General features: G+C 59.5%; 26 protein-coding genes. 12 read left to right on the forward strand and 14 right to left on the reverse strand.

Translation table 11 applies throughout. The features are described from left to right. Positions 1-331 precede the first annotated feature (331 nt). The 7 genes from J7416_RS07540 to J7416_RS07570 all read left to right on the forward strand — a co-directional run bounded on the left by J7416_RS07540 (position 332) and on the right by J7416_RS07570 (position 4965). Complete coding sequence (locus J7416_RS07540; RefSeq protein WP_209224116.1) at positions 332-1267, forward strand: aspartate carbamoyltransferase catalytic subunit; 936 nt, start codon at positions 332-334, stop codon at positions 1265-1267. After that, complete coding sequence (locus J7416_RS07545) at positions 1264-1782, forward strand: hypothetical protein (protein ID WP_209224117.1); 519 nt, start codon at positions 1264-1266, stop codon at positions 1780-1782. The genes J7416_RS07540 and J7416_RS07545 overlap by 4 nt, the downstream gene beginning before the upstream one ends. Beyond that, positions 1767-2153 (forward strand): hypothetical protein, encoded by a 387-nt coding sequence (locus J7416_RS07550; protein WP_348540250.1) that lies wholly within the window; start codon positions 1767-1769, stop codon positions 2151-2153. The genes J7416_RS07545 and J7416_RS07550 overlap by 16 nt, the downstream gene beginning before the upstream one ends. Then, positions 2150-3430, forward strand: a complete 1281-nt coding sequence (gene pyrC, locus J7416_RS07555) for a dihydroorotase (protein ID WP_209224118.1) — start codon at positions 2150-2152, stop codon at positions 3428-3430. The genes J7416_RS07550 and pyrC overlap by 4 nt, the downstream gene beginning before the upstream one ends. Continuing rightward, positions 3430-4035 carry a glycerol-3-phosphate 1-O-acyltransferase PlsY gene (gene plsY / locus J7416_RS07560; RefSeq protein ID WP_209224119.1) on the forward strand — a complete coding sequence of 202 codons (606 nt, stop codon included), beginning with the start codon at positions 3430-3432 and terminating at the stop codon, positions 4033-4035. The genes pyrC and plsY overlap by 1 nt, the downstream gene beginning before the upstream one ends. Further along, positions 4032-4298, forward strand: coding sequence for a hypothetical protein (locus tag J7416_RS07565; protein ID WP_209224120.1), 267 nt, complete (start codon positions 4032-4034; stop codon positions 4296-4298). Before plsY ends, J7416_RS07565 begins: the two co-directional genes overlap by 4 nt. Positions 4299-4491: 193 nt before the next feature. Continuing rightward, entirely contained in the window at positions 4492-4965 is a 474-nt protein-coding gene (locus J7416_RS07570; RefSeq protein ID WP_170426955.1) for a YHS domain-containing (seleno)protein, read from the forward strand. 70 nt (positions 4966-5035) lie between these two features. Here J7416_RS07570 and J7416_RS07575 read toward each other — a convergent pair whose 3' ends face one another. Further along, entirely contained in the window at positions 5036-6025 is a 990-nt protein-coding gene (locus tag J7416_RS07575) for a quinone oxidoreductase (protein WP_209224121.1), read from the reverse strand. Positions 6026-6217: 192 nt separating this feature from the next. On the opposite strand from J7416_RS07575, the gene J7416_RS07580 reads away from it, so the two are divergent. Then, positions 6218-7075 (forward strand): DUF2189 domain-containing protein, encoded by an 858-nt coding sequence (locus J7416_RS07580; RefSeq protein WP_209224122.1) that lies wholly within the window; start codon positions 6218-6220, stop codon positions 7073-7075. Positions 7076-7103: 28 nt separating this feature from the next. Here the strand turns inward: J7416_RS07580 and J7416_RS07585 are convergent, their stop codons facing one another. Together J7416_RS07585 and J7416_RS07590 are read right to left on the reverse strand one after the other, a co-directional pair. Further along, positions 7104-8090, reverse strand: a complete 987-nt coding sequence (locus tag J7416_RS07585; RefSeq protein WP_209224123.1) for an NAD(P)H-quinone oxidoreductase — start codon at positions 8088-8090, stop codon at positions 7104-7106. Between the two features lie 55 nt (positions 8091-8145). After that, entirely contained in the window at positions 8146-8838 is a 693-nt protein-coding gene (locus J7416_RS07590) for a COQ9 family protein (protein ID WP_209224124.1), read from the reverse strand. A 111-nt stretch (positions 8839-8949) separates the two neighbouring features. Between J7416_RS07590 and rpsU the strand changes: the two genes are divergently transcribed. Both rpsU and J7416_RS07600 read left to right on the forward strand, forming a co-directional pair. Further along, on the forward strand, positions 8950-9156 hold the full coding sequence (gene rpsU / locus J7416_RS07595) for a 30S ribosomal protein S21 (RefSeq protein WP_005614280.1): 207 nt from the start codon (positions 8950-8952) through the stop codon (positions 9154-9156). A 290-nt stretch (positions 9157-9446) separates the two neighbouring features. Continuing rightward, entirely contained in the window at positions 9447-10487 is a 1041-nt protein-coding gene (locus J7416_RS07600) for a CAP domain-containing protein (protein ID WP_209224125.1), read from the forward strand. A gap of 45 nt (positions 10488-10532) precedes the next feature. Here J7416_RS07600 and ppk2 read toward each other — a convergent pair whose 3' ends face one another. Together ppk2 and J7416_RS07610 are read right to left on the reverse strand one after the other, a co-directional pair. Further along, a complete protein-coding gene (gene ppk2, locus J7416_RS07605; RefSeq protein WP_209224126.1) occupies positions 10533-11450 on the reverse strand; it encodes a polyphosphate kinase 2 in 918 nt (305 codons plus the stop codon). 269 nt (positions 11451-11719) lie between these two features. Beyond that, a complete protein-coding gene (locus J7416_RS07610; protein WP_209224127.1) occupies positions 11720-12178 on the reverse strand; it encodes an Lrp/AsnC family transcriptional regulator in 459 nt (152 codons plus the stop codon). A gap of 137 nt (positions 12179-12315) precedes the next feature. On the opposite strand from J7416_RS07610, the gene ald reads away from it, so the two are divergent. Then, the gene (gene ald / locus J7416_RS07615; RefSeq protein ID WP_209224128.1) at positions 12316-13434 is read left to right on the forward strand and encodes an alanine dehydrogenase; all 1119 of its coding nucleotides are present in this window, start codon (positions 12316-12318) and stop codon (positions 13432-13434) included. Between the two features lie 191 nt (positions 13435-13625). Here the strand turns inward: ald and J7416_RS07620 are convergent, their stop codons facing one another. After that, a complete protein-coding gene (locus J7416_RS07620) occupies positions 13626-14432 on the reverse strand; it encodes a mechanosensitive ion channel domain-containing protein (RefSeq protein WP_209224129.1) in 807 nt (268 codons plus the stop codon). A 217-nt stretch (positions 14433-14649) separates the two neighbouring features. Between J7416_RS07620 and J7416_RS07625 the strand changes: the two genes are divergently transcribed. Continuing rightward, positions 14650-15348 carry a glutathione S-transferase N-terminal domain-containing protein gene (locus J7416_RS07625; RefSeq protein ID WP_209224130.1) on the forward strand — a complete coding sequence of 233 codons (699 nt, stop codon included), beginning with the start codon at positions 14650-14652 and terminating at the stop codon, positions 15346-15348. Here J7416_RS07625 and J7416_RS07630 read toward each other — a convergent pair. The 8 genes from J7416_RS07630 to J7416_RS07665 all read right to left on the reverse strand — a co-directional run bounded on the left by J7416_RS07630 (position 15329) and on the right by J7416_RS07665 (position 26118). Then, positions 15329-16936, reverse strand: coding sequence for an FAD-dependent oxidoreductase (locus J7416_RS07630; RefSeq protein ID WP_209224131.1), 1608 nt, complete (start codon positions 16934-16936; stop codon positions 15329-15331). The two genes, J7416_RS07625 and J7416_RS07630, sit on opposite strands and share 20 nt — an antisense overlap. Before the next feature lie 73 nt (positions 16937-17009). Then, positions 17010-17456, reverse strand: a complete 447-nt coding sequence (locus J7416_RS07635; RefSeq protein ID WP_209224132.1) for a YtoQ family protein — start codon at positions 17454-17456, stop codon at positions 17010-17012. 81 nt (positions 17457-17537) lie between these two features. After that, positions 17538-19934 carry a phenylalanine--tRNA ligase subunit beta gene (gene pheT / locus J7416_RS07640; protein ID WP_209224133.1) on the reverse strand — a complete coding sequence of 799 codons (2397 nt, stop codon included), beginning with the start codon at positions 19932-19934 and terminating at the stop codon, positions 17538-17540. Between the two features lie 71 nt (positions 19935-20005). Further along, complete coding sequence (locus J7416_RS07645) at positions 20006-20779, reverse strand: type 1 glutamine amidotransferase (protein ID WP_209224134.1); 774 nt, start codon at positions 20777-20779, stop codon at positions 20006-20008. 82 nt (positions 20780-20861) lie between these two features. Next, complete coding sequence (locus tag J7416_RS07650) at positions 20862-21668, reverse strand: prolyl oligopeptidase family serine peptidase (protein WP_209224135.1); 807 nt, start codon at positions 21666-21668, stop codon at positions 20862-20864. 753 nt (positions 21669-22421) lie between these two features. Next, the gene (gene pheS, locus J7416_RS07655) at positions 22422-23495 is read right to left on the reverse strand and encodes a phenylalanine--tRNA ligase subunit alpha (RefSeq protein WP_170426939.1); all 1074 of its coding nucleotides are present in this window, start codon (positions 23493-23495) and stop codon (positions 22422-22424) included. A gap of 65 nt (positions 23496-23560) precedes the next feature. Next, a complete protein-coding gene (locus tag J7416_RS07660; RefSeq protein ID WP_209224136.1) occupies positions 23561-24628 on the reverse strand; it encodes a Hint domain-containing protein in 1068 nt (355 codons plus the stop codon). A gap of 119 nt (positions 24629-24747) precedes the next feature. Next, complete coding sequence (locus J7416_RS07665) at positions 24748-26118, reverse strand: glutamate--cysteine ligase (protein WP_209224137.1); 1371 nt, start codon at positions 26116-26118, stop codon at positions 24748-24750. Positions 26119-26128: the final 10 nt, after the last annotated feature.

Consider the following 26128-nt stretch of genomic DNA (forward strand, 5'->3'; position numbering starts at 1 on the left):
ACTTTCTGACCCTGCCGCCGCGCACGTGTGACGACGGGCGAACCTGTGCCTCGGGAACGTCATGCCTGCCGGGTGGGGGATGTTCGCGCCCGGGCTGGTATTTTTGTGAGAAAACCGGCTCGCAATGTCGCCAAGGGTTCAAGTGTTCGCGAAATCAGGGATGCGTGCCGGTCAAGGCCGTCGATTGCGGCTATGGCAAATGGTGCAAGCCCGGGGAACAGTGCCTGCCCAAAGGCGGATGCGAGAAACTGCCGGAAGGGTCTGATCCTTAGGTTGCCTTGCGCAGCGCGGCTTCTTATAAGCGGCTCGATTGTCAGACAGGAGCCCGCCCATGCGTTTCGCCCATCGTCACCTTCTTGGCATCGAGCATCTGTCACAGTCTGATATTACCGCCATTCTTGATCTGGCCGAAAAATATGTCGACATGAACCGCCAGTCGACCAAGCATTCCGACGTGCTGTCGGGGCTAACCCAGATCAATATGTTCTTTGAAAACTCCACCCGCACGCAGGCCAGTTTCGAGATCGCAGGCAAGCGTTTGGGCGCAGATGTGATGAACATGGCGATGCAGGCCAGTTCGATCAAAAAGGGCGAAACGCTGATCGATACGGCGATGACGCTGAATGCAATGCATCCCGATCTGTTGGTTGTGCGGCATCCCCATTCCGGCGCGGTCGATTTGCTGGCGCAGAAAGTGAATTGTGCGGTGCTGAACGCGGGTGACGGCAAGCACGAACATCCGACGCAGGCGCTGCTGGATGCGTTGACCATCCGCCGCGCCAAAGGTCGCCTGCACCGGTTGAACATTGCGATCTGCGGAGATGTCGCGCACTCCCGCGTGGCGCGGTCAAACCTGATCTTGCTGGGCAAGATGGAAAACCGCATTCGCCTGATCGGCCCGCCGACTCTGGTGCCCGGCCAGTTCGCCGAGTTCGGTGCCGAGATATACGACGACATGAACGAAGGCCTGAAGGACGTCGACGTCGTGATGATGCTGCGGCTTCAGAAAGAGCGGATGGACGGCGGCTTTATCCCCTCGGAGCGCGAATACTATCACCGCTATGGCCTCGACGGTGCCAAATTGGCGCAGGCCAAGCCCGACGCCATAGTCATGCACCCCGGTCCGATGAACCGCGGGGTCGAGATCGACGGAACGCTGGCTGACGACATCAATCGGTCCGTCATTCAGGAACAGGTTGAGATGGGCGTCGCCGTCCGCATGGCCGCGATGGACCTGCTGGCCCGCAACCTGAGCGAGGCCGCATGAGTGATCTGACCGTCGCCCCCCATGAACGCGGTGTAATCCGCCTGTTCGCGCTGGATATGCGCCCGGAAGAGGCGAAGTTTCTGCGCGAGCCCGGAGCCGCAGATCAGATCTTGGGGGTTGAAGGGCTGGACCCTGATCAGATCGACATTTTCCCTGTCTCTGACCTCGAGGATCTGGGCCTTTATGGCTACCTGAACGAAGGCTGCGGCGTGTCCAAGGATGAACTGGATCAGGAGATGTTAGCCGGTATCGATGGCTGGGTCATGGTCCTGCGCAGTGCGGCGTTCCACGACCGCGCGACTAAACTGAAACCCGACCCGCGGCTGCGCCTGATCGGCCTTTACACAGAAGAGGCCACAAACTGGGCCGGCGGAACCATAAAAACCGAAAGCGCCAAGCCGTATTCGGCCCCCCAGACGCCAGTTTCGGATGAAAACCCGCGTCGGATCGGGTCGGCAGTTCTGGCGGTGATCATCCTTCTTGCCATCGGAGGACTTCTGTGGCTGATCCTGTGATCTTCACCCCCGACAGGGGCACCTACATTCGCACCAACGCATGGCTTGCTGCCGGGGCTATGGCCGTTGCGATGATCGTCCTGTGGCTGATTGGCAATCCCTATGTCTGGACCGGTGCTCCTGCCGGGCTGGCCGCCGTGGTTGTTCGCGCCTGGTATCTGGCCTCGGAAGAGCTGGTCGCCAACTGGGAAATGACAGAAACCACCCTGACCGGCCCCGGCCCACGCAAGGTCGCCCTGAACCAGATCGCCGCCGTGAATATCCTGGGCAGCTTTGTCCAGATCGTGACCAAGGGCGGCGACAAACATCTTATCAAATACCAGGCCAATCCAGCTGCAACCAAAGCCGCTATCGAAAGGGCAATGGCATGAGCAACATCACCTTCACCAACGCCCGTCTGATCGACCCGGAACAGGGAACGGAAAGCATTGGATGGTTGCAAGTCTCGGATGGTCGGATCGTTGACCTTGGCGCAGGCGATGCCCCAGCCTCGGGCGCAGAGGCCATCGATTGCGGCGGGCAGTGTCTTGCCCCCGGTATCGTCGACATCGGTGTCAAAGTCTGTGAGCCGGGTGAGCGTCACAAGGAAAGCTATAAATCCGCCGGACTGGCCGCAGCCGCGGGGGGCGTGACCACGATCGTGACCCGCCCCGACACCACTCCGGCCATCGACACCCCGGAAAGTCTGGAGTTCGTTACCCGACGGGCACAGGCCGATACGCCGGTCAACGTTCTGCCGATGGCCGCCCTGACCAAAGGGCGCGAAGGGCGCGAGATGACCGAGATCGGGTTTCTGCAGGATGCCGGGGCGGTCGCTTTTACTGATTGCGACCATGTCGTTGCCAACACCAAGGTGTTTTCCCGCGCCCTGACCTATGCCCGGGCCTGCGGCGCGCTGGTCATCGCCCACCCGCAAGAGCCCATTCTCAGCAACGGCGCTGCGGCGACCAGTGGTAAGTTTGCTGTGCTGCGTGGCCTACCCGCTGTTTCCCCCATGGCGGAACGCATGGGGCTGGACCGTGACATAGCGCTGCTGGAAATGACAGGGGCCGCCTATCACGCTGACCAAATCACAACCGCCCGCGCCCTGCCTGCGCTGGAACGCGCCAAGCGTAACGGGTTGGACATCACAGCAGGCACCTCGATCCACCACCTGACGCTGAACGAACTGGACGTGGCCGACTATCGCACCTTCTTCAAGGTCAAGCCGCCGCTACGGTCCGAGGACGACCGGCAAGCGGGGATCGAAGCGGTACGTACTGGTTTGATCGATACGATCAGCTCGATGCACACACCGCAAGACGAGGAAAGTAAACGCCTGCCGTTTGAAGAGGCGGCCTCGGGCGCGGTGGCGCTGGAGACGTTGTTGCCCGCCGCGCTGCGCCTGTATCACGCAGGCCAGCTGGACTTGCCGACCCTGTTTCGCGCGATGTCTCTGAACCCCGCCAACCGGCTGGGCCTGAATAGCGGTCGCCTGTCCGAAGGAGCCCCCGCCGATCTGGTGCTGTTCGACCCGGATGTTCCCTTTGTGCTGGACCGGTTCTCGCTAAAATCGAAGTCCCAGAACACGCCGTTTGACGGCCAGCGCATGCAGGGTAAGGTCACCGCGACTTTCGTTGCAGGACAAGAAGTTTACCGGAGACCCTGATGCCGATCATCGACAGTGCAATGACCCAGCTGATCCTTTGGGCCGCCCTTGGGTATCTGATGGGATCTGTCCCTTTCGGCATGGTGATCGCCAAGGTCATGGGCCTGGGCAACCTGCGCAATATCGGGTCGGGCAATATCGGTGCAACCAACGTGCTGCGCACCGGCAACAAGGCCGCAGCCGCCCTGACCCTGATCTTCGACGCCGCCAAAGGGGCCGTCGCGGTGCTGCTGGCCCGTACCCTCGCCGGAGAAGACGCCGCTCAGATCGCCGCGATGGCCGCATTTCTGGGCCACTGCTTTCCGATCTGGCTGGGTTTTAAGGGCGGCAAGGGTGTTGCCACCTTTCTTGGGATCTGGCTGGCGCTGGACTGGCGCATCGGCGTCGCCTGCTGCCTGACCTGGCTTGTGGCGGCCGCGATCTGGCGGATCTCATCGCTGGCCGCACTTGTCGCCGCCGGGATGTCGATCGTCTGGGTTCTGGTCCTGACGGATGCGAACGCACTGCTTTTGGGCATCCTGCTGGCCGGGCTGGTGTTCTGGCGCCACGGTGCCAACATTGGCCGCATCAGGGCAGGCACCGAGCCCAAAATTGGACAATCTTGAGCGCCCCTGACGCCTTTCTGAACGCCTTTTTTCGCATCCCCAAGGGGTCATCGACCGGGCGCGCGCATGGCAGGCGCTACATCGTCAGCCGAACGGAAATGGCCCGCGGAAAATCCCATAAGCTGGTCGCCCAGCAGTTGGGCGGCGGGGACTATATCAGCCTCAACCTTTATCAGACTAACAGCGGCGACTTGCTGCGCCCCTGCGAGATGCCCGCAGAAAAAGTCATGGATTTCGTCTTGGATTTCGTTGCCGACCCCTAGGTTCAGCCCTGCATTTCTGAACAACACCTCTTCACATCTGCACATTCACAATTGATTGCTTTGAACGTGATGAGCCGCCTGCCCACTTGGGTTTCGTGACAGCCAATTACCGGCTGCACGGACAAAAACAACGGGTTGTCTGGGCGCAATTTTCTGCGTCATCGGGTGGCCCTGTTCACGAAAGGTGAAAACCATGAACAAGTTCAAATCTCTCATCGGCGGCGTTGCGCTGTCTGTCGCGATCGCAAGCTCGGCTCTGGCCGCAGGGGTCGAACTGAACGCAAGCTCGACCGGTCTGGCCTTGCAGGGCTATGACCCGGTTGCCTACTTCACCGAGGGTGAGCCGACCAAAGGTGACTACCGCATCACCGCGCTGCACAATGACGCGCTGTACCGCTTTGCCAATGAAGAGAACAAAGCCGCGTTCGAAGAAAACCCCGAGGCATACCTGCCCGCATATGGCGGCTACTGCGCATTTGGTGCCGCGATGGGCTTCAAGTTTGACGGTGACCCGAACTACTGGAAGATCGTCGACAACAAGCTGTACCTGAACCTGTCGCAAGACATCCAGCAACGCTGGGAAGGTGACATTCCGGGCTTTATCGACCAAGCCAGCGCCAATTGGGAAACCATTGCGGACAAGACACCAGCTGAGCTGCAGCAATAGTCTTGCTAAGCAAAACAACAGAACGGCGGCAGAAAACTCTGCCGCCGTTTTGCGTTTCAGGGCTGCACGGTCAGTCCTGAAGCTCCAGCACCGTGCTGCCAGTGGTTTGGCGCGCCTCGAGAGCCCGGTGCGCTTCGGCCACCTGATCCAGCGGGAACCGCTGATCGATGTGGATCTTGACCTCTCCGCCCTCGACCTTGCCGAATAGTCGTCGCGCCATTGCCTGACAGACGGCGTGATCGGCGATATGTGTAAACAGGGTGGGGCGCGTGATCTTCAAAGACCCCTTCTTGCCCAGAATACCGATATCCATCAGCGGCACCGGCCCCGAGGCATTGCCGAAGGAGATCATCATCCCCAAGGGTTTCAGACAATCCAGCGACCCGTTGAACGTATCCGCACCGATGGAATCCATCACCACATCCACGCCCTTGCCATCGGTAATCTCAGCCACGCGCTCTGCGAAGTTTTCGGTCCGGTAATTGATGCAATGCGCGGCCCCGTTGAACTGGGCCAGGCTGCATTTCTCATCAGTTCCCGCTGTTCCGATCAGGGTGATCCCCTCGGACTTGGCCCATTGGCAGGCAATCAGCCCCACCCCACCAGCGGCTGCATGAAACAGAACCGTATCGCCGCGTTTCAAAGGTGTTGTGCGGTGGAACAGATACTCGACCGTCATGCCCTTAAGCATCATCGCAGCGGCCGCATCATAGGAAATTCCTTCGGGCAGAGGACACACCTGCGCTGCGGGCATCACGCGCGCCTCGCAATATGCCCCAGAGGGTGCCGATGCATAGGCCGCTCGCTGGCCGGGTTCCAAGTGCGTGACACCTTCGCCCACGGCCTCGATCACGCCTGCGGCTTCCATGCCCAGCGCGTGCGGCAAATCCAGGGGGTACAGACCGGTGCGCTGATAGACGTCGATGAAATTCAGTCCGCAAGCCTTGTGACGGATGCGAACCTCGCCCGGGCCGGGATCACCCAAGGGACGGTCTTCGATCTGTAGAACTTCGGGGCCGCCGTGTTCATGGATGACGACGGTTCTTGCCGTTTGCTGCATGCTGACCTCCTGTTGCCTGACGCCAAGCTAACACGGCTGAAAATAAGGGCAATTGGTAGGATTCCGCCGCAACGCAACCGCAAGGCGAAAAACTGTGCTATAATAGGAGCCGAGCGTTGCCGGCTGGTCCGGCCAAGGGCAACCTGCACCGGATTCACCCCGCCACGCCGCTGGCTAAAGGAGGGGATCACGATGGCCAAAACAATTGGGAATCCAATTAGTTGGGCCGCCCGGAACATCGGGGCGACCGGAGATCATATAGCGGAAAGCGTCAACCGCATCGGCAGTGCGGACACCCGACATCTGCCCAAGGTTCAAACCGTGACGATGCAGGACCTGAAGGACTGCTTGCGCGCAGGGTATGACGATTTTCTGGAAACGCGAGCGGACGCCATTTTTGTCGTGCTGATCTACCCGATCGCCGGTCTGTTGATGTTCGGGTTTGGCCTGAACCGCAACATGGTGCCACTGCTGGCACCGCTGATCATGGGATTTGCACTGATCGGCCCGGTTGCCGCCGTTGGTCTTTATGAAATCAGCCGCAAACGCGAAATGGGGAAAGAAGTTCACTGGCTGGATGCCTTCGGGGTGTTCCGGTCCCCGTCCTTCGGCGCGATTCTGGCGCTGGGGTTCTACCTTGTGATGTTGTTGTTGATCTGGCTGATGGCAGCTCAGAGCATTTTTGCGCATACGATAGGACCTGACGTGCCGACATCTTTGGGGGCTTTCCTGCGCGAAGTTTTCACCACAAGCGCGGGCTGGACCATGATCCTGTTCGGAAACGCGGTCGGGTTCTTGTTTGCCTTGATCGCGCTGGCAATCAGTGTGGTCAGCTTCCCCCTGTTGCTGGACAGACCGGTCGGCCTGCCCGTGGCCGTGGTGACCTCGGTCCGGGTGCTGCGGCAAAACCCCGGCGTCATTCTGGCCTGGGGGTTTATAGTAGCCGCTCTGTTGATCATTGGGGCAATCCCGATGCTGCTGGGGCTGATCGTTGTGATGCCTGTGCTTGGCCACGCGACGTGGCATCTGTATCGCCGCGCGGTGGCCTGAGCGACCACGCGGCACGCGCCCCGTCCTTTTACCCAGCGACCTTCAGGACGATCTTGCCGATATGGCCCGAGCTTTCCATCCGCGCGTGTGCCGCAGCGGCTTCGGTCAGATCAAACTCGCTGTCCATGACAGGGGCTACCCTCCCGGCATCCAACAACGGCCAGACCGCCTCGTGCAGATCCTGCGCGATCTTCGCTTTTGCAAGATCGGATTGCGGACGCAGCGTGCTGCCGGTCAGCGTCAGACGTTTCACCATCATCATGGCAAAGTTCAACTCGACCTTCGGCCCTTGCAGGAATGCGATCTGGACCAGACGCCCGTCCTCGGCCAGCGCCTTGACGTTGCGCGGGATGTAATCCCCTCCGACCATGTCGAGGATCAGGTTCGCCCCGCCTTCGGCTCGCATGACCCCAACAAAGTCCTCATCGCGATAGTTGATCGCTTTTTCGGCGCCCAGCTTTTCGCACGCCGCGCATTTCTCGTCGGAACCAGCGGTAGCGAAAACCCGTGCACCAAAGGCATGGGCCAGTTGGATCGCCGTCGTACCAATTCCACTGGAACCACCATGGACCAGAAACCGCTCGCCAGACTTTAGACCACCGCGTGTGAAAACATTCGACCAGACAGTGAAGAACGTCTCGGGCAGGCATGCGGCCTCTTTCAAACCCATACCCTTCGGCACAGGCAGGCAATGCGCGGCCGGTGTTGCGACGTATTCTGCGTAGCCGCCACCGGGCAGCAAGGCGCATACCTGATCGCCAACCGCCAAACCTTCGACCCCCGCACCGATGGCAACCACCTCGCCCGAGGCCTCAAGACCCGGCAGATCACTGGCACCCGGAGGCGGATCGTAAGCCCCGGCACGCTGCAATGCATCGGGACGGTTTACCCCCGCATAGGCCACTTTCAGGACCACCTGACCGTTTTGTGGGTCCGGGATCGGTCGTTCTGTCACCTGCAAAACATCCGGACCACCCGGTTTGGTGATCTCGACGGCGCGCATCATCTGGGTCATGGGCAATTCTCCTTTGCCCAATGCCTAGCAGGCAATTTCTGGAAGGCCCAGACGCTTACTTGCGCGGGTTCAGCATCCCCGGAAGGTCAGCGCGCATTTTCAGCGGCGGCTTGACCTGACCCGCCAGCCAATTCGGCACTGCCAGAAACGGTTTGAACAATGGGTTGCCATTCACCTGCGCCTTGATCTTTTCGATCTGCATCACGTCCGAAATGCGGCGATCCAGAAACTCCCACGTTTTCTGGTGGTCGGGGGAATCGTCACCTAGCCAATACAGCAAGGTCGAGGAATAGACGCCCGACAGCGTTGCGCGCTTGGTATACCAATTCACATCGTCCGAGGTATCGCCCAGCGTGTCCCAGATCAGGTCGCAGGTCTGCCAAAGGGCCTTGGCCCCGTCCGCCGCGTTGCTGGGCAACGAAAACAACGTCATTCCGCGTCGAACCAGTTCCTTGTCGGAAACCGCCTCAAGCCGGAACCGGACCGCAGTGGCGATGCGATCGCGGTATTTCAACGCGCTCAGATCCGTCGTGTTCAGCTTTTCGACCATCGCTGCATCGCCACGGGCGTGGAATGCCAGCGCCAGATCCACTGCGCCCCGCGGACAGATCGCGCGGGCCAGAGTGTCATCCATATCGCAATCCGAGACCGCAGCGCGAAAGCTGGCCTCGGACCAGCCGTCAAACGGCACGTGGATCACAATCGCATCCAACAACTGTTGCTTGGCGTCTTCATAAGTCACGGTCATGGCGGTTCTCCGGTTCTCGGGGCCAGTACTAGACAAGATAGAGCCGCTTTGCTATACGGCCAACTCCTGCAATTTCCTTGCAACTCTATCTAGAAAGGTGGTGACAACCACATGCAGGTTAGTGTTCGCGACAATAACGTCGATCAGGCGCTTCGTGCCCTGAAGAAAAAGCTGCAGCGCGAAGGCGTGTTCCGTGAAATGAAGCTGAAGCAACATTTCGAGAAACCGTCCGAGAAAAAAGCGCGCGAGAAGGCTGAAGCGATCCGCCGTGCCCGTAAACTGGCACGCAAGAAAGCCCAGCGCGAAGGTCTGCTCTAAGACTTTCCTCGTCCAGCTTTGGATGACACTATTTGACGACCCCCGAGGCCCTGCCCGGGGGTTTGTCGTTCTCAGGGCCTGTGCGAATCCGCCGATCTCCAGAACGCGGTGTGCAACAAGCTGCCATTTCGAGGCCAGCAGAACTTTGCCCAGCGTAATACAGCGCACGAATCATCCTTCGAAAGCACGCAGACGCCGAATCCCGCCCGAAATCCCAAACGCCCTGTCATAGCCTCCGGTCGCTTCATTAACTGGCGCCGTCGAAACCAAGACACCCCCACGGAGGCACTATGTCGACTGCAAGTTCATTCGAGCTAGAAATGCTGGCGCTCATCAACGAAGAGCGTACATCTCGCGGTTTGCAACCGCTACAACTTGAAACCCGCCTGAACGAGTCTTCTGAAGACCACAGCGCCTGGATGCTGAATACCGATGTCTTCAGCCACACCGGAGCTGGCGGATCCTCGGCGACTCAGCGTATGCGCGATGCCGGTTTTGATTTTTCCGGCAGCTGGCGCTCGGGCGAAAACATCGCCTGGCAATCCGAACGCGGTGCGCCGGGTATCAGCGATGATGTGGCCCAGCTGCATCAAAGCCTAATGGACAGCCCCGGCCACCGGGCAAACATTCTGAACCCGGATTTCAAATACATCGGGATCGGAATCGAACGCGGCGATATGCAGGGCTATGACGCAGTTGTGGTCACGCAGAATTTTGCGACCACCGACGCTGAGGTCGTGCTGGATACCGGCAATGCACCTGCAGCTCCGGCCCCGACCCCGCCGGTTGTTGTGGTGGATGATCCTGCCGAAACCGAAACCCCGGTCGTCGTGGAAGAACCCGCCGAGCCGGAAGCCGAAGCGCCTGTGACTCCGCCGCAAACACCGGAACCAACCCCTGTGGCCGAGGAACCCACCCCAGCAGAGCCCGAGACACCTGAAACCGTTGTCGAGGACTCCGAGCCTGAGGTCGTAGTTCCCGAGGAACCAGCGGCTGAGACGCCGGAAACAGAGATCGTCGAAACCGAAACTCCCGAGCCTGAAATGCCTGCCCCCGAGCCGGTTGATATTGGCGATGGTGGCTTTGACTACGGGGCTCTGCTTGCGCAGCTCGAGATGATCTTCGACGCGCTCCAGGCCGAGTTCGACGACTTTTACTGGTCTGCGTCGGTGGAAACACCCCCCGCGACCGACCCGGAGACAGTCGACGTCGTGCCGACCGGAACGCCCGATGCGGATGTTGAGACGACCGAGCCTACTGCGGATACGAACACACTCTGGGACTATGAGTGGTTCAGCGAATTCGACGTTAACTGCGTCGAAATCGCCTAACCTAGAAAGAAGAGAAGAGGCCGGTTTTTCCGGCCTCTTTTGTCATCAGTAGATCTTGGGCACGTACAGCTCGTCCGGTAGCGTCCGGCGTTCATATTCCGGGTTGTACTTGCGATCCGGCAGATTGACCTTTTCCTGCGCCACATCCGAATAAGGGATCTTGGTCAGCAAGTGCTCGATGCAATTCAGACGCTCGCGCTTCTTGTCATTGCCTTCGACAATGTACCACGGCGCCTCGGGAATATTGGTGCGGAAGAACATATCTTCCTTGGCCTTGGTGTAGGATTCCCACCGAATGCGGGATTCAAGATCCATTGGCGACAGCTTCCACTGTTTCATCGGATCGTGAATGCGCATCAGGAATCGCAACTGCTGTTCCTCGTCGGTGATCGAGAACCAGTATTTCAGCAGGATAATCCCCGAGCGCACCAGCATCCGTTCGAATTCCGGAACGTCCTGAAAGAACTGCTCAACCTGATCTTCGGTGGCAAAACCCATCACCCGTTCCACACCTGCCCGGTTGTACCACGACCGGTCGAACAGAACGATCTCGCCCGCCGCAGGCAGGTGCGGCACGTAGCGCTGAAAATACCACTGGCTTTGTTCCCGGCGGCTGGGTGCAGGCAAGGCGACCACCCGTGCAACCCGCGGATTCAGGCGCTGGGTGATGCGCTTGATCACCCCCCCTTTCCCGGCACTGTCGCGACCTTCGAACAGGATACAGACCTTGGCACCCGTGTGCTGCACCCAATCCTGAACCTTGATCAACTCGGCTTGCAAGCGCAGCAGATTGCGGAAATAGACCTTGCGATCCAGCATGTCGGGATGCTGATCCTTGTAGATCTTGCGGATTTCCATCGAGAGCATCGGCTCGCTGAACTCGATCTCAAAATCTTCGTCCAGCGTGTCTTCCAACTCGGCTTCCAGCCAATCCTTTGGGGCACCATTGTTTTCGTAAGCCAAGATCTGCTCCTTATAGTCAACGGGTTGCGACCGTACCGAGAGAGTGTAACCGCCTGATGTCATCCGAAGAATTGATGAAACCCCGCGCAGGTTCAATTCCGGGCGCGCAACGGGATCTAAGAAAACAGGCAATCGTACGGTCTTTGTTCATTTGTGGACCCAGCCGCGCCGGGATACAAGCGTCAGAATTGCCGCAATGCCAGGACCCCGGGGCGGCCCGGTGCCTGAAACGTACCAAAATTCAAAGGCTTATTGCGCCGGCCCGATTGTCACACTGGCAGTGCAGTGGTCTTGAACACAGTGCGCAGTGCAAACGAACTTTGCATCTGCGCCACCCCGGGCAACCGCGACAGGTACTGACGGTGGATACGGGCAAAATCCTCGGTGTTTTCGGCGACGACTTTCAGGATGTAGTCAGCAGTCCCTGCCATCAGGTGACATTCCAGAACATCCGGGATGCGCGCCACCGCTTTTTCAAAAGCATCCAAAAGCTCTTCGGCCTGGCCTTGCAGCGTGATCTCGACAAACACGGTTGTGGGAACGTTCATTTTACGCGCGTCCAGCAGCGCAACGTAGTTGCGAATGTACCCTTCCACTTCAAGCCGTTGGACACGCCGGTGGCAGGCGGACGGGGATAGGTTCACCTGATCGGACAGCTCTGCGTTCGACATCCTGCCGTTTCGCTGCAAGGCGGCCAGAATCTTTCTATCGGTCGTATCAAGGCTCATTCACGCAAATCCTTTGCACAGATATGCAAATATAGCGAATAATCTCGCGAAGAAAAACCGAATAGCGGGCAGAGTTTCACAGAAATTGCATCCCAACTTGCACATAATTTGGGCAGTTTATGAATGGAGGAGCAAAAATGAAGATCGGTTGCCCCAAGGAAATCAAACCCCAGGAATTCCGCGTCGGCATGACCCCAAACGCCGCGCAGGAAGCGGTTGCTCGTGGTCACGAAGTCATCATGGAAACAAATGCCGGTATGGGTTCCGGCTTTGATAATCAGTCGTACCTCGCGGCCGGCGCACGTATCGTCGACACCGCTGAAGAAGTGTTTGCCACAGCAGACATGATCGTAAAAGTCAAAGAACCCCAAGCTGGCGAGCGCAAAATGCTGCGCGAAGGCCAGTTGCTGTTCACCTATCTGCACCTGGCACCCGATCCGGATCAAACCCATGACCTGATCGAATCCGGCTGCACCGCCATCGCATACGAAACCGTGACAGACGCCAATGGCGGTCTGCCCCTGCTGGCACCAATGTCCGAAGTTGCCGGTCGCCTTGCGCCGCAGGTCGGTTCATGGACGCTGCAGAAGGCCAATGGTGGCCGCGGTGTTCTGATGGGCGGCGTACCCGGCGTTGGCCCGGCAAAGGTCATCGTCATCGGCGGCGGCGTTGTAGGTACACACGCGGCCAAGATCGCGGCAGGCATGGGTGCGGATGTCACTGTGCTCGACCGCTCGCTGCCGCGCCTGCGCTATCTGGATGACGTGTTCGGCGGCACTTTCAAAAGCCAGTACTCCACTGCGGGTGCCACGGCGGAACTGATCCAGAACGCCGACATGGTCATCGGCGCGGTTCTGATCCCGGGTGCCGCAGCACCCAAGCTGATCAGCCGCGACCAACTGTCGACCATGAAGCCCGGCGCGGTTCTGGTTGACGTGGCGATCGACCAGGGCGGCTGCTTCGAAACCTCGAAGGCAACGACCCACGCCGATCCGATCTACGACGTCGACGGCATCATGCACTACTGCGTGGCCAACATGCCGGGTGCCGTTGCGCGCACCTCGACCATTGCCCTGGGCAACGCGACGATGCCCTTCATGCTGGCACTGGCCGACAAAGGCTGGAAGCAAGCCTGCCAAGACGATCCGCACCTGCTGAACGGTCTGAACGTGCACGCAGGTCAGCTGACTTACTACGCGGTTGGCAAAGCACTGGGCATCGACGTCGTATCGCCCAACGTTGTGATCAAGGCCTGACCTCTCCCGTCCCTGAAAGCACCCCTGACGGGGGTGCGTTACAGCGTTGGGCAAAGCGCCGCGTCCTTGGACGCGGCGCGGTTGTTTTCAGGGGCAAGGGTCGAACAAATGAAACCGCGCCGCGCAATCAGCGCGGCGCCGGGCCCAACCGGAGGAGGGCATTTCAATGCCCGATCGACGGGCGGGAGGGCTTAGCCCTGTTTTTGGATCTCGACCGAATGTGGGTACGGGATCGAAACGCCCTTCGCGTCGAACGCTTCCTTGACCGCCTTGGTGATCTCGAACTTTAAGTCCCAGTAATCCGCAGCGTCGCACCACAAGCGTGCGGTCAGATCAACAGAACTGTCGCCCAGATTGGTCACACGCACCCAGGGCTCAGGGTCGGAGTGAATGCGCTCATCCGCCTGTGCGACATCCAGAATGATTTTCATCGCCTCATCCGCGCTGTCGCCGTAATCAATTCCGAACACCAGATCGACGCGGCGCGTATCATGGGCCGAGTAGTTGGTGATGATCGACCCCCAGGACTGCCCGTTGGGCACGATGATCTGAACATTGTCCGGGGTCACCAGTTCAGTCGTGAACAGGTTCAGGTCCTTAACGGTTCCCGCAGTGCCACCGATATCGACATATTGACCCAGCTTGTAGGGCCGAAAAACGACCAACATAACGCCTGCAGCAAGATCACTCAGCGTACCCTGCAGGGCCAGACCGATGGCCAGAGACGCCGCACCCAAAATGGCAACGATACTTGTCGCCTGAATGCCAAAGATACCCAACACGGCAACAAGCACCATGGCCAGGATTACCCATTTGACCAGGCTGGCGACAAAGTTCCCAAGTGTCTGGTCAATATGCGGCGTCGCATTGATCCGACGGCGCACCATGCCGCCAATAGCCCCGGCAACGATCCACCCAAGGATCAGAACGACCAACGCCTTGACCGCGTTCATGATAAGCGGGGCGAACGCACCCACCTGTGTTACGACGTCATCCACGCGCATCTCCTTTCGATTCACGACAAACCCGCGTCAACAGCGCGGGATTCACGGAATATTGATCTATTCATCCGAGTCGGTCTAGGTGCCAGTTTCGGGGGATTTCCCCGTTGTTCCCATGTACACAAGCTCTGACCGGCTGCGCACAACCCTAACACTGGTAACACGGGGCAGCTCCGCCTACCTTTTAACTGCAGCCCATAGACAGGAGCAAATCATGCTGGACACCGCCTCTCACCCGATCACAGCCCGTTGGCCTGCCAAGTATCCGGACCGGATCCAGCTGTACTCTTTCCCGACACCCAATGGTGTTAAAGCATCCATCATGCTGGAAGAAACCGGCCTGCCGTATGAGGCCCACAAGGTCACACTATCGGATGCAGACGTCAAAAGCCCCGCCTTCCTGTCGCTGAACCCCAACAACAAGATTCCGGCGATCATCGACCCGAATGGCCCGGACGGGCAGCCTCTGGGGCTGTTCGAAAGCGGTGCGATCCTGGTTTATTTGGCTGAGAAAAGCGGCATGCTTCTGGGCCATACCCAATCCGACAAGTACCGCGTCATCCAATGGGTGATGTTCCAGATGGGTGGTATTGGCCCGATGTTTGGGCAATTGGGCTATTTCCACAAATTCGCTGGCAGCGAAATCCCGGACCCCCGCCCCCGCGAACGCTATGTGGCCGAGGCCAAACGCCTGCTGAACGTCCTGAACCAACAGCTGGAAGGGCAGGATTGGATTGCCGGTGACTATTCGATCGCGGACATCGCCATCGCCCCGTGGCTACGCGGGCTTGAGTTCTACCAAGCTCATGAGCTTGTGGGCTGGGAAGATTATGCAAATGTCGTGGCTTACCTCGATCGATTCCTGGACCGCCCAGCCGTGCAAAAGGGATTGGTCACGCCGCCGCGGGATTGATCCCGTCTGCGATCTTCTCAGCAATCATGATGGTGGGCGCGTTGGTGTTGCCGCCCACCAGGGTCGGCATGACCGAGGCGTCCACAACCCGCAATCCTTCGACCCCATGCACACGGCCTTCGGTATCGACGACGGCCATGTCGTCGGTGCCCATCTTGCAGGTGCCCACCGGGTGATAGATCGTGTCGGCACGGTTGCGAATATCGGCTTCAAGCGCCTGATCGCTTCCATCATTCGGATAAAGGCGTTTCGCCCGCCATGGCGCCAACGGCGGGGCCTCGAGAATGGACTCCATAATCCGCGCGCCGCTTTTCAGCAGGTCCAGATCACGATCATCGCTCAGGTACGCGGGATCAATCCGCGGCGGCGCGCTGGCCTGATCCGAGCTTAGTCCCACGCTGCCCTTGCTGAACGGTCTCAGCACACAGACATGGCAAGAAAACCCGTGCTTAAGGTGGATCTTCCGCATGTGATCGTCGACGATTCCGACGACAAAATGCAGTTGAAGATCAGGCTTGGACACGGAAGGATCGGATTTGAAGAACGCGCCGCCTTCGGCAAATGGTGTGGTAAACAGTCCCGTGCCAGTACGCCGCCAGTCCAATCCAGCCTTGGCCAGATCCCACAACCCGCCCGGTGTCAGACCGATGACATCCTTTCGCTTGGATTCATAGCTGAGAACATAGTCCAGGTGATCCTGCAGATTCTGGCCAACGCCAGGCAGATGGTGCACGATCGGAATACCATGCTGGTTCAGTTCGGCCTCTGGCCCGACCCCCGACAGCATCAGCAGTTGAGGCGAGCCAAATGCACCACCAGACAGGATCACTTCGCGACGCGCGCGGACCTCGATCACCTTGCCTTTCTGACGCAACCGCACACCGGTGGCGCGCTTTTTGTCGAACAGAACCTTCTGTGCTTCAGCGCTGGTCAGTATGGTAAGGTTCGGCCGTAATTTGACATCTCGCAGATAGGCAGCAGCCGCAGAGCACCGTTCGCCCTTTTGATCGCCGTCATAGAATTGTGTCACCTGATACAGGCCCGCCCCTTCCTGTTCGGGTCCGTTGAAATCCTGCGTTTCGCGTATCTGATGCTGACCGCAAGCCTCGACAAAGGCCCGAGAGATCGCCCGCGGCTCGAACTGATCTGCCACCTGCAGCGGTCCATTCGCGCCGTGGAGGTCATCCGAACCGCGCGCGTTGCCCTCGGCCTTGCGGAAGTAGGGCAACACACTTTGCCAATCCCAACCGTCGCAGCCCAGCTCGGCCCATTCGTCGTAATCGCTGGCGTGGCCACGCACATAGAGCATGGCGTTGATCGCCGACGACCCCCCCAAGGTCTTTCCCCGGGGCTGGAACCCTTTGCGGCCGTTCAAGCCTGGCTGTGGTACTGTTTCAAAGGCCCAGTTATTCAACTTGGGCCGCCCCGAGATCATCGCCGCCACCAAAGCCGGCGCGCGGATCACCAAATCCTCACCCGCGCCGCCCGCTTCGATCAGGCACACCGAAGTGTCCGGGTTTTCGCTGAGGCGCGCGGCCATCACACAGCCAGCGGATCCTCCTCCGACGATGACATAATCGAATTCCATGGCTGCCTCTCCCGTCTCATGTCCTTAAACGGTAGAAAGCAGCCAGATTTCGGGCAAGAAAAACGTAACGTATTTACTGTGGCAGCTGACCGGTCAGGACATAGCGCAGAATCTCCACGACCTGCGCGGGATGTTCGGCCACAGCCAGTGCGGCGGCATCGACCTCTTTCAGCGCATGCTGGTGATCGGGTCCGTGCAGTACGATCAACGATTTCCCCAGCGCCGCAGCGTATCCCGCATCAAAAGCCGCGTTCCACTGTTTGTATTTCTCGCCAAACCGGACAACCACAACGTCAGCGTCGGAAATACCCTTGCGCGTGCGGATCGCGTTGACCATCGCACCCTTGTGGTCATGCCAATACTTGTTCGGCTCTTCGCCCAGAATGGCTACACCGCAGTCGTCACTGGCGGCGTGATTCGTGACCGGACTATTGAAGGTGATATCCAACCCCTGCGCGCCGTCGATGATCTGCTCGCGCCAGTCGGTGTGGATTTCGCCAGAGAGGTAAACGTTCAGCATCTTTCATCCTCCTCAAACAAAGAAAGGGCGCATCCGCCCCTTCATCTTTTCCAAAATACTCCCGCCGGAGACGGCACAGCCTTAGCCGCGCAGAACGCCGCCCGTCGCCTTGGTGACCTTGGCAATGATCTTCTCAGCCACCGCTTCGATATCTTTTTCCTTCAGCGTCGCATCCGTCGGCTGCAGGCGCACAGTGATGGCCAAAGACTTCTTGCCCTCACCCAGGCTGCCGCCGATGAACTCGTCAAAGACGCGAACATCTTCGATCAGCGCCTTGTCGGCGCCCGCCGCGGCATTCACCAGCGTCAGCGCCTCGACGCTGTCATCCACGACAAAGGCAAAGTCCCGCTCGACCGATTGCAGGTCACGTATTTCCAGCGCGGCACGCGTGGCGCCCGATTTACGGGGCATGGGCACCTCGTCCGGCCAGATGGTAAATGCCATCGCAGGACCTTTGATATCCATCGCCTGCAGGATACGCGGGTGCAGTTCGCCGAACACACCCAGCACCTTTTTCGGACCCAAACAGATCTTTCCGTGGCGACCCGGATGCCACCAGGCATCTCCGTCACGCAGAATCTGAACCTTCGCAGGCGCACCGATCGCCGCCAGAACAGCCTCGGCATCCGCCTTGGCGTCGAACACATCGACAGGGCGCGAGGCACCGTGCACGTCCTTGGGGCCGTTGCGGCCGACCAGCAGGCCGGTGATCTGGGTTTTCTGATCGCCGGGCTCACCGTCATGGAACACCGGGCCAACCTCGAACAGGGCCACATCTGCGTAGCCGCGCGCCTGATTGCGGGCTGCTGCCTGCAGCAGACCGGGCAGCAGATCGGGTCGCATATGGCTCATCTCGGACGAGATCGGGTTTTCCAGCTGCGTCGCTTCATCGCCGCCACCGAACAACGCGGCCGCGGCCTGATCGATGAAGGTGTAGGTAACGCATTCGTTGTACCCCAGCGCGGCACAGGTGCGGCGCGCCATCGACTGACGACGCTGTGTCGCGGTCATCACCGGTTTCGGGATTCCATCGATCACACGCGGCAGCGGCTTGCCCTGCAGTTTCGTGAGCGACGCAATCCGCGCGACCTCTTCAACCAGATCGGCCTCACCCATGATATCGGGACGCCAGCTGGGCACATGCGCCATCTCGCCTTCCAAGCGGAAGCCCAAACGGGTCAGGGTCTGGCGTTGTTCAGCCTCGGGAATGTCCATGCCGACCAGCGATTGCACCCGCTCGGCATCCAACTTGTAGGCCCGCGCGTGGTTCGGAGCCTTGCCGGCTTCAACCACTTTCGAGACCTCACCGCCGCAGATATCCAGGATCATCTGCGTCGCCTGTTCCAATCCTTCCAGCGTGTATTCAGGATCAACGCCCCGTTCAAAGCGATAGCGCGCGTCCGAGTTGATCTTCAACGCGCGGCCGGTCAGAGCAATCTGCACGTGATCCCAGAACGCGCTTTCGAGAAACACGTTAACGGTCTCATCGGTACAGCCGGTTTCCTCACCGCCCATAATACCCGCGATGGATTCGGGGCCTTTGTCATCCGAAATCACCATCATACCGGGCTGCAGAGTGTATTCCTTTTCGTCCAGCGCAACCAGCGTCTCACCACCCTTGGCACGATGGACGCGCAGGTTGCCCTGCACCTTATCCGCATCAAACACGTGCAGCGGGCGGTTCTGATCGAAAGTCATGTAGTTGGTGATATCAACCAGGGCCGAGATCGGACGCAGACCAATCGCCTTCAATTGATCCTGCAGCCATTGCGGGCTGGGGCCGTTCTTGACGCCCTTGATCAGGCGACCGGTGAAATGAGGCGCGCCGTCCAGCGTATCTTCATCAATTTTCACCTTGATCGGGCTGTCGAAATCACCCGGCACCGGCACATAGTCACGCTCTTTCAATGTGCCGACCCCACGGGCCGCCAGATCACGCGCAATACCCGCAACGCCCAGCGCATCGGGACGGTTGGGCGTGATCGCGATCTCGATCATAGGATCGACCTTGGACGGTTCATTCTCGGCAAGCCAGTCGACGAACTTGTCACCAACCTCGCCCGAGGGCAGTTCGATGATGCCGTCATGTTCATCCGACAGTTCCAACTCGCGTTCCGAGGCCATCATCCCAAAGCTTTCGACACCGCGGATCTTGCCGACGCTGATGGTCAGGTCCAGACCGGGGATATACATGCCCGGCTTGCAGACGACGACAGTGATGCCCTCGCGCGCGTTGGGCGCACCGCAGATAATCTGCAGATCGCCCTCGTCGGTTGCGACGGTGCATACACGCAGCTTATCCGCATCTGGATGCTTTTCCGCGTGTTTCACATGGCCCAACGTAAAGCCTGCCAGCCGGTCGGCCGGGTTCACGATCTCTTCGACTTCCAGTCCAAGATCGGTCAACGCCTCAGCAATCTCATCAACCGACGCATCGGTGTCGAGGTGGTCTTTCAGCCAGGAAAGAGTGAATTTCATCGGTCGCTATCCGCCAGAATTTTCGGGTCGGATCGCATGTAGCGGATATTCTCCGCAGGTGGAAGGGCCGCTTAGCCGCCAGAGACGAATTGCAGCCAATTGGCCAGCTCACGGCTGCGCTGGGGCAACACCAAGGCGTTCGGGTGGGTTCCCAAACGCGCCGCAGCCGCCAAATCCGTTTCGGCCTGTTCAAGATCATCAGCCAGATTGGCGTGGTCGGAAAAAATACCCCGCGCACGCACGTAGATACCGATATCCAATGGACTCAATTCCGGATGATACTGCGTGCCCCAAAACTGCAGATCGCCCTTCTCATAAACCGCTGCCTGAACCGGGGAATGGTCGTTGCCTGCCAACAGAATTGCTCCGTCGGGCAGCCTCTGAACCTCATCCCTGTGGATGCACGGAACGCCAAAACCAGACCTGCGCCCCATCAACATAGAATGCTCGCCACCTTCTTGGGTCAGCACGTTTTTCTGCGCCATGCCCACCTCTATGCCAACCGGAGATGCACCGACAGAGCCGCCCAGCATCAACATCGCAAGCTGCAACCCGTTGCACGACCCCCATACAGGTCGACCAGCGGCCAGTACAAGTTCTGCTGCAGCACGCTGAGCGGCCGCCTCGGGCGCATCCACAGACCAGCTGACACCCGATCCGGTCAGCACTACGGCGTCCACGCCATGCAGCTCATCGGGGTGCAATGCAGTGGCATAGGGATTGGCCAAACGGATACGGACATCCGGTGCCAGGGCCGCAAAGGTTCGGATGAACCCGTTAGCCCCCGCATGGCCCTTGGCCACCATGTCCGGTGTGTTGCCTTCAACGATCAGAATTGTGGTCATGACGTCCCCGTTTTCATTTGGATAAACGGGCGGCACGCAGGCCAGCAAACCTGTTCGCGACAAGGCCGGGTCGTTTTCCAGTTCAGGGATATGTCGGTTCGCGCCCCAGCAACTCATCCAATTGCCGACCAACCCAGCCGTGGGGGATAAAATGCCCGCCCGGATGCGTATCCAGAGCAACCCGTCCCTGCGTGCAGTCGGTCCATTCCACCCGGCTGAGCGTCAGGATCGGCACCACGCTCCAATCTCCGCGCGGAGTGGCCGTGTCGCAGCCGAACTTCTGCCGCCACAGCGCCACCGGGTAGGTCGTGTCACCGCCCGGGCCAAGGGGGAAATCCATCACCGTATCGCTGGTCCCGTGTACATGGCGCACCTCGGCCGGGGCCTGAGGGCAATCCTCGGTCTGCCGGATGCTGCCTGCGATGCCCAGCAAAGCCGCCGTATCATTGCCCGACTGGCAGACATAGCGCCACGCCATCGCGCCACCGTAAGAATAGCCTGAGACATAGATACGGTCGGGATCAATCGGATAGCGCTTGGCCACATCCTCTAAAACCGCGTCCGCAAAGGGCACATCGCCGGTGTCCGAGGTCCAGAAATCCCAGCTTTTGCCCAGCCCGTTTGGGGCCACCAGCAGCACGCCGCGCAGTTTCGTGGCCCCCGCAATACGCTCGTGATTGACCACCACGGTCCCCTGCCGCGCCCAGCCGTGGAAATGCATCAACACCGGCAGAGGCGTCTCGCCATCCCATCCGTCCGGCTCCAGCACATGGTACGAGCGGTCGCCGACCTGACAGGCCGTATCGCCGTGACAATCGTCACGCCATGGCCCCATGGCATAAGCAACAGAAGCGGACATCAGAAACAGGGCAAGCAGTCGATAGATCATGCGACCGACCCTAACCGCCTTGCGGCCCATGTCACGTCACAACCCCGTGGGGCAATGCAACAAGCCGCGCTATCGCCAGACCGCGGGATGGCGATCCTCGGGCTGTAGTGGGTGATTTATTCTGGCCAAATCCGTGTGACGTTCGAGCGTTGCACTGGCGGAGACAAATCGCCAGCCCGTGCGGGCGGTCTGGCGATAGCGCGGCGGCCTATCGGCCTTTGCTCCGCGCTGCAATCTACGACTGAAGGTTGCGCCATAAACTTCGACGAACACCATTTACGGCTTACTGAAAGCTGTCTTGAATACGTCTCGGGAGGTCACGGAGTCTCTTCTGACACGTTAAAGAGCTCAGTTCCTCTAGTTCGTAAGGCAAGTGTACTGCAACGACTTGAAACGCGCCAATTGCTTGGCGACTTAAGTTACAGAAGTTGACGGAAATCTCACCTGACTCTCTCGCCAGTTCATCGGCGATCGGAGCGATTTGCCGCGACCATCGTTCTGATTCTTCTAGAACGCTCGAAGGAGCATTAGTATTTAAGCAGTCAAAAGCCCTGCCATCACTCCCGACAAAATAAACAACTTGGTTCGACGAAAACCCATCTGAGAATGCACTTCGGATCTCCGCAACCTCGTCCTTCCAAAGCTCTAAACAAAGGCGGTCTTTTTCAGCTTGCTCTGCTGCGCACAGGCTTGGGGATATACCAAGAACAAGCCCGAAAGCCAGTTGAGCGGCATACCCCGGTGAGGTTTGGCTCAACGCGACAAACCACCATGCAGGTTCGGCATATCCAGCGCCGCAAACCCGTAGTGGCGCAGCCAGCGCAGATCGGAATCAAAGAACGCCCGCAAATCCGGAATGCCGTATTTCAGCATCGCCAGACGGTCGATGCCGATGCCAAAGGCAAAGCCCTGATAGACCTCGGGATCAATCCCACCGGCAGCGATCACCTTGGGGTGGACCATGCCGGAACCCAGAATCTCCATCCAGTCGTCGCCCTCGCCGATCTTCAGCTGACCGTTGTCCCACGAACAGCGGATATCGACCTCGGCCGACGGTTCGGTGAAGGGGAAGTGCGAGGCGCGGAAGCGCAGCTCGACATCGTCAACCTCGAAGAACGCCTTCACGAACTCTTCCAGAACCCATTTCAGGTTCGCCATCGAGATGTCCTTGTCGATGGCCAGCCCCTCGACCTGATGGAACATCGGTGTGTGGGTCTGGTCATAGTCGGCGCGGTACACGCCGCCCGGACAGATCACGCGGATCGGCGCGCCCTGCAGCTCCATCGAACGGATCTGGACAGGCGAGGTGTGGGTGCGCAGCACATGCGGCGGGCGGTTGTCGCCCTCGGCGCGGTGCATGTAGAACGTGTCCATCTCGGCCCGCGCGGGGTGGTGGCCGGGGATGTTCAGGGCGTCAAAGTTGTGCCAGTCGGTTTCAATCCGCGGCCCTTCGGCCACCGAGAAGCCCAGTTCGGCAAAGATCGCGGTCAGTTCCTCGGTCGCCTGGCTGACCGGGTGGATCGAGCCCTGACGGCGCGCGCGGGTCGGCAGGGTGACGTCCAGCCATTCGGTGCGCAGACGCTCATCCAGTGCGGCGTCGGCCAGAGCAGCTTTCTTGGCAGCCAGCGCCGAGTTGATCTCATCCTTCAGGGCGTTCAGCGCGGGGCCTGCGACCTGGCGTTCCTCGGGCGTCATCTTGCCCAGCTCGCGCATCTTCAGCGCGACCTCGCCCTTTTTGCCGACGGCCGCGACACGGATCGCTTCGAGCGCGTTTTCGTCGCCTGCATCGGCGATCTGACCCAGATATTTTGCCTTAAGATCGTCCATGACGGTTCCCTGAATGCTGTTGAGGCTCTGCTATCACAGCAGTCCGCGAAAGCAAGAGGCAGGGATCAGATCGCCCGCAGCATTGCCGCTTGCGGGCCGCACTGCACAGGCCGGATGGTTGGCCCATAGCTTTGTGGATACTTCCGAAGTTCGGGGAAAAGGGCAAACAGCTCATCCGCGGCCGCGCGGTCCAGGCTCGACAGGGCCTGTGCACCGGGAAAGAAGCTTTCCGAGATTAGACCCGATGTCGTTACCAGCTGATGCCTCTCAAAGAACAGATGGACATAGCGGACCAGATCACAGGGTGCCGATGTGATGGTGGTTTCGTTGACCAGAGATTTGGCGGCGATCAACACCTCATCTTCCCCGCACAACAGCTGGGCTTGCCACCCGGTCACCAATAGACGGTGCTGCGGGGAAACGACAACATCCCGCTCTGCCCCAAGAGCTCCGGCATGGATGCGAACGGGGGTAAAGCGACCCCGGCCCACGACGGTGCGACCGCCAACCCAGCGGATCGGGCAAGCACCGTCATCCTGGGTCATCACCAGATCACCCGGCTTCAGCGTCTCAACCCGGCGCGGGCCATCAGGTGTGTCGACCAGCGTACCTGCGGCAAAACAGGGCGCACCGGTATCGCCGGGTGACAACGTGCCATAAACTAGCGTGTCCGGGTCGGGTTGGTTGAACTGCAGCGTCGTCGTAGTCTGGTTCGGAGACACCAGAACCGGCAGGTTTTCCGACGTGACACCCGCCGCCAAGCCGTTTTGCGCAACGATATTCGTGGTCCCGCCACCGATATCGTAGAAATCGATGACCTCGCCCGTGGACGTATTGGTCAGCGCATAGGCTTCAAAATTGTTGGCCCCACCGCCATTCGGGTCCGTCAGAAGGATCGGAAAATCATCCGCTGAAATAATGAAGACCTGCTCATTATTATCCGGATCAATCGAAACCTGAACCGATGGATCATCCAACGGAACCTCGATCCCGACCTGCCCGTTGGCCTGATAGAAGGACACAGTGAAGTTTGCTGGGTCTTCATCAGACCTCAGCGCGACCTCAAGAAACTCTGCGACACCGGTCTGCGCAGCATAGGCATTGGAGTAATGCAGTTCACTGATACGGGCCATGATCTTATCACGCTCAGGGGTTTCCTGCCGAGCATACCCGATACACCCTGCCTTATGGCAAGGTCACATTCAATGAATTGGCGAACACTCTCCTAAAGGCAACACTGCCCAGAGACAGGTTAGTAACTGAATTCGGGGTATATCCGGGTCAGATCGCCGTTCCAGTCGCCGTGGTAGTGGTCCAGCAGTTCATCGGCCGGCACCTTACCGGTTTCGATACTGTCTTTGAGAGCGTTCAGGAAATGCGTCTCGTCCGGCACCATGCCACCTGCGCCGGGGCGCGCCCGCGCTTTCAACCCGGCCTCGGCGATCGAGACCACTTCTCCCGCCAGATCGTGCATGTTGATGTTGCCGACCTGCGCCTGCAGGCCATCCTTGGCCCCCGCTACCCGCAGCTCTTCGCGTGTCTCGGCATCCCAGTCTTTGACCAGATCCCATGCCGCATCCAGCGCGCCCTGATCGTAGGTCAGGCCAACCCAGAAGGCTGGCAAGGCACACAGACGCCGCCACGGGCCACCATCGGCGCCGCGCATCTCCATGAATTTCTTGATCCGCGCTTCGGGGAAGGCAGTGGTCAGGTGATCGGCCCAGTCGGACAGGGTTGGCGTTTCACCCGGAAGGGCGGGCAGTTTGCCTTCCAGAAAGTCCCGGAAGGATTGGCCCAGCGCGTCGATATACTTGCCGTCGCGATAGACGAAATACATCGGCACATCCAAGGCGTATTCGACCCAAGCTTCAAATCCGAACCCGTCCTCGAACACAAATGGCAACATACCGGTTCGGGCATCATCCAGATGCCGCCAGATATAGCTGCGCCAGCTTTTCTGGCCGTTAGGCTTGCCTTCGAAGAACGGAGAGTTGGCGAACAGCGCGGTTGCCACCGGCTGCAAGGCCAGTGCAACGCGCAGTTTCTGCACCATGTCGGCCTCTGACCCAAAGTCGATATTGACCTGAACCGTGCAGGTCCGGCGCATCATCGACCGGCCCATCGTGCCGACCTTTTCCATATAGTCGTTCATCAGCCGATAGCGCCCCTTGGGCATCAGCGGCATTTCCTCATGCGTCCAGATCGGAGCGGCCCCAAGGCCGATAAACCCAACGCCGATCTTGTCCGCGATGTCCTTCACGTCGCGCAAATGCGCGTTCACCTCGTCGCAGGTTTCGTGAATGGTCTCCAGCGGCGCGCCGGACAGTTCCAGCTGTCCACCGGGCTCGAGCGAAACATTGGCGCCGTCTTTTTCCAGACCGATCAGCTTGCCCGCCTCTTCCACAGGGGCCCAGCCATGCAGATCGCGCAACCCCTGCAGCACGGCCAGAATCGACCGCTCACCTTCGAAGGGCAGCGGCTTCAGCGTGTCTTTGCAATAGCCGAACTTTTCATGCTCGGTTCCGATGCGCCAATCCTGCTTGGGCTTGCAGCCCGATTCCAGATATTCGGCCAATTGTTCGTGGCGTTCGATCGGTCCGCCGCCGGACTGGGGGATGGACATGAGACCCGTG

Origin of the sequence: Ruegeria sp. R14_0 (genome assembly GCF_017743975.1) — a bacterium.
GTDB lineage: Bacteria > Pseudomonadota > Alphaproteobacteria > Rhodobacterales > Rhodobacteraceae > Ruegeria.

What these genes read in the sequence shown, in the direction of transcription:
- J7416_RS07590 (WP_209224124.1), bottom strand. Translation starts at nt 8,838, where the DNA reads ATGACCGTGACTTATGAAGACGCCAAGCAACAGTTGTTGGATGCGATT.
- J7416_RS07650 (WP_209224135.1), bottom strand. Translation starts at nt 21,668, where the DNA reads ATGATCTATCGACTGCTTGCCCTGTTTCTGATGTCCGCTTCTGTTGCT.
- pyrC (WP_209224118.1), top strand. Translation starts at nt 2,150, where the DNA reads ATGAGCAACATCACCTTCACCAACGCCCGTCTGATCGACCCGGAACAG.
- J7416_RS07635 (WP_209224132.1), bottom strand. Translation starts at nt 17,456, where the DNA reads ATGCTGAACGTTTACCTCTCTGGCGAAATCCACACCGACTGGCGCGAG.
- J7416_RS07570 (WP_170426955.1), top strand. Translation starts at nt 4,492, where the DNA reads ATGAACAAGTTCAAATCTCTCATCGGCGGCGTTGCGCTGTCTGTCGCG.
- J7416_RS07545 (WP_209224117.1), top strand. Translation starts at nt 1,264, where the DNA reads ATGAGTGATCTGACCGTCGCCCCCCATGAACGCGGTGTAATCCGCCTG.
- J7416_RS07610 (WP_209224127.1), bottom strand. Translation starts at nt 12,178, where the DNA reads ATGAGCCTTGATACGACCGATAGAAAGATTCTGGCCGCCTTGCAGCGA.
- J7416_RS07660 (WP_209224136.1), bottom strand. Translation starts at nt 24,628, where the DNA reads ATGGCCCGTATCAGTGAACTGCATTACTCCAATGCCTATGCTGCGCAG.
- J7416_RS07625 (WP_209224130.1), top strand. Translation starts at nt 14,650, where the DNA reads ATGCTGGACACCGCCTCTCACCCGATCACAGCCCGTTGGCCTGCCAAG.
- J7416_RS07600 (WP_209224125.1), top strand. Translation starts at nt 9,447, where the DNA reads ATGTCGACTGCAAGTTCATTCGAGCTAGAAATGCTGGCGCTCATCAAC.
- pheT (WP_209224133.1), bottom strand. Translation starts at nt 19,934, where the DNA reads ATGAAATTCACTCTTTCCTGGCTGAAAGACCACCTCGACACCGATGCG.
- pheS (WP_170426939.1), bottom strand. Translation starts at nt 23,495, where the DNA reads ATGGACGATCTTAAGGCAAAATATCTGGGTCAGATCGCCGATGCAGGC.
- ald (WP_209224128.1), top strand. Translation starts at nt 12,316, where the DNA reads ATGAAGATCGGTTGCCCCAAGGAAATCAAACCCCAGGAATTCCGCGTC.
- J7416_RS07645 (WP_209224134.1), bottom strand. Translation starts at nt 20,779, where the DNA reads ATGACCACAATTCTGATCGTTGAAGGCAACACACCGGACATGGTGGCC.
- J7416_RS07580 (WP_209224122.1), top strand. Translation starts at nt 6,218, where the DNA reads ATGGCCAAAACAATTGGGAATCCAATTAGTTGGGCCGCCCGGAACATC.
- rpsU (WP_005614280.1), top strand. Translation starts at nt 8,950, where the DNA reads ATGCAGGTTAGTGTTCGCGACAATAACGTCGATCAGGCGCTTCGTGCC.
- J7416_RS07630 (WP_209224131.1), bottom strand. Translation starts at nt 16,936, where the DNA reads ATGGAATTCGATTATGTCATCGTCGGAGGAGGATCCGCTGGCTGTGTG.
- J7416_RS07585 (WP_209224123.1), bottom strand. Translation starts at nt 8,090, where the DNA reads ATGACCCAGATGATGCGCGCCGTCGAGATCACCAAACCGGGTGGTCCG.
- plsY (WP_209224119.1), top strand. Translation starts at nt 3,430, where the DNA reads ATGCCGATCATCGACAGTGCAATGACCCAGCTGATCCTTTGGGCCGCC.
- J7416_RS07540 (WP_209224116.1), top strand. Translation starts at nt 332, where the DNA reads ATGCGTTTCGCCCATCGTCACCTTCTTGGCATCGAGCATCTGTCACAG.
- J7416_RS07665 (WP_209224137.1), bottom strand. Translation starts at nt 26,118, where the DNA reads ATGTCCATCCCCCAGTCCGGCGGCGGACCGATCGAACGCCACGAACAA.
- J7416_RS07575 (WP_209224121.1), bottom strand. Translation starts at nt 6,025, where the DNA reads ATGCAGCAAACGGCAAGAACCGTCGTCATCCATGAACACGGCGGCCCC.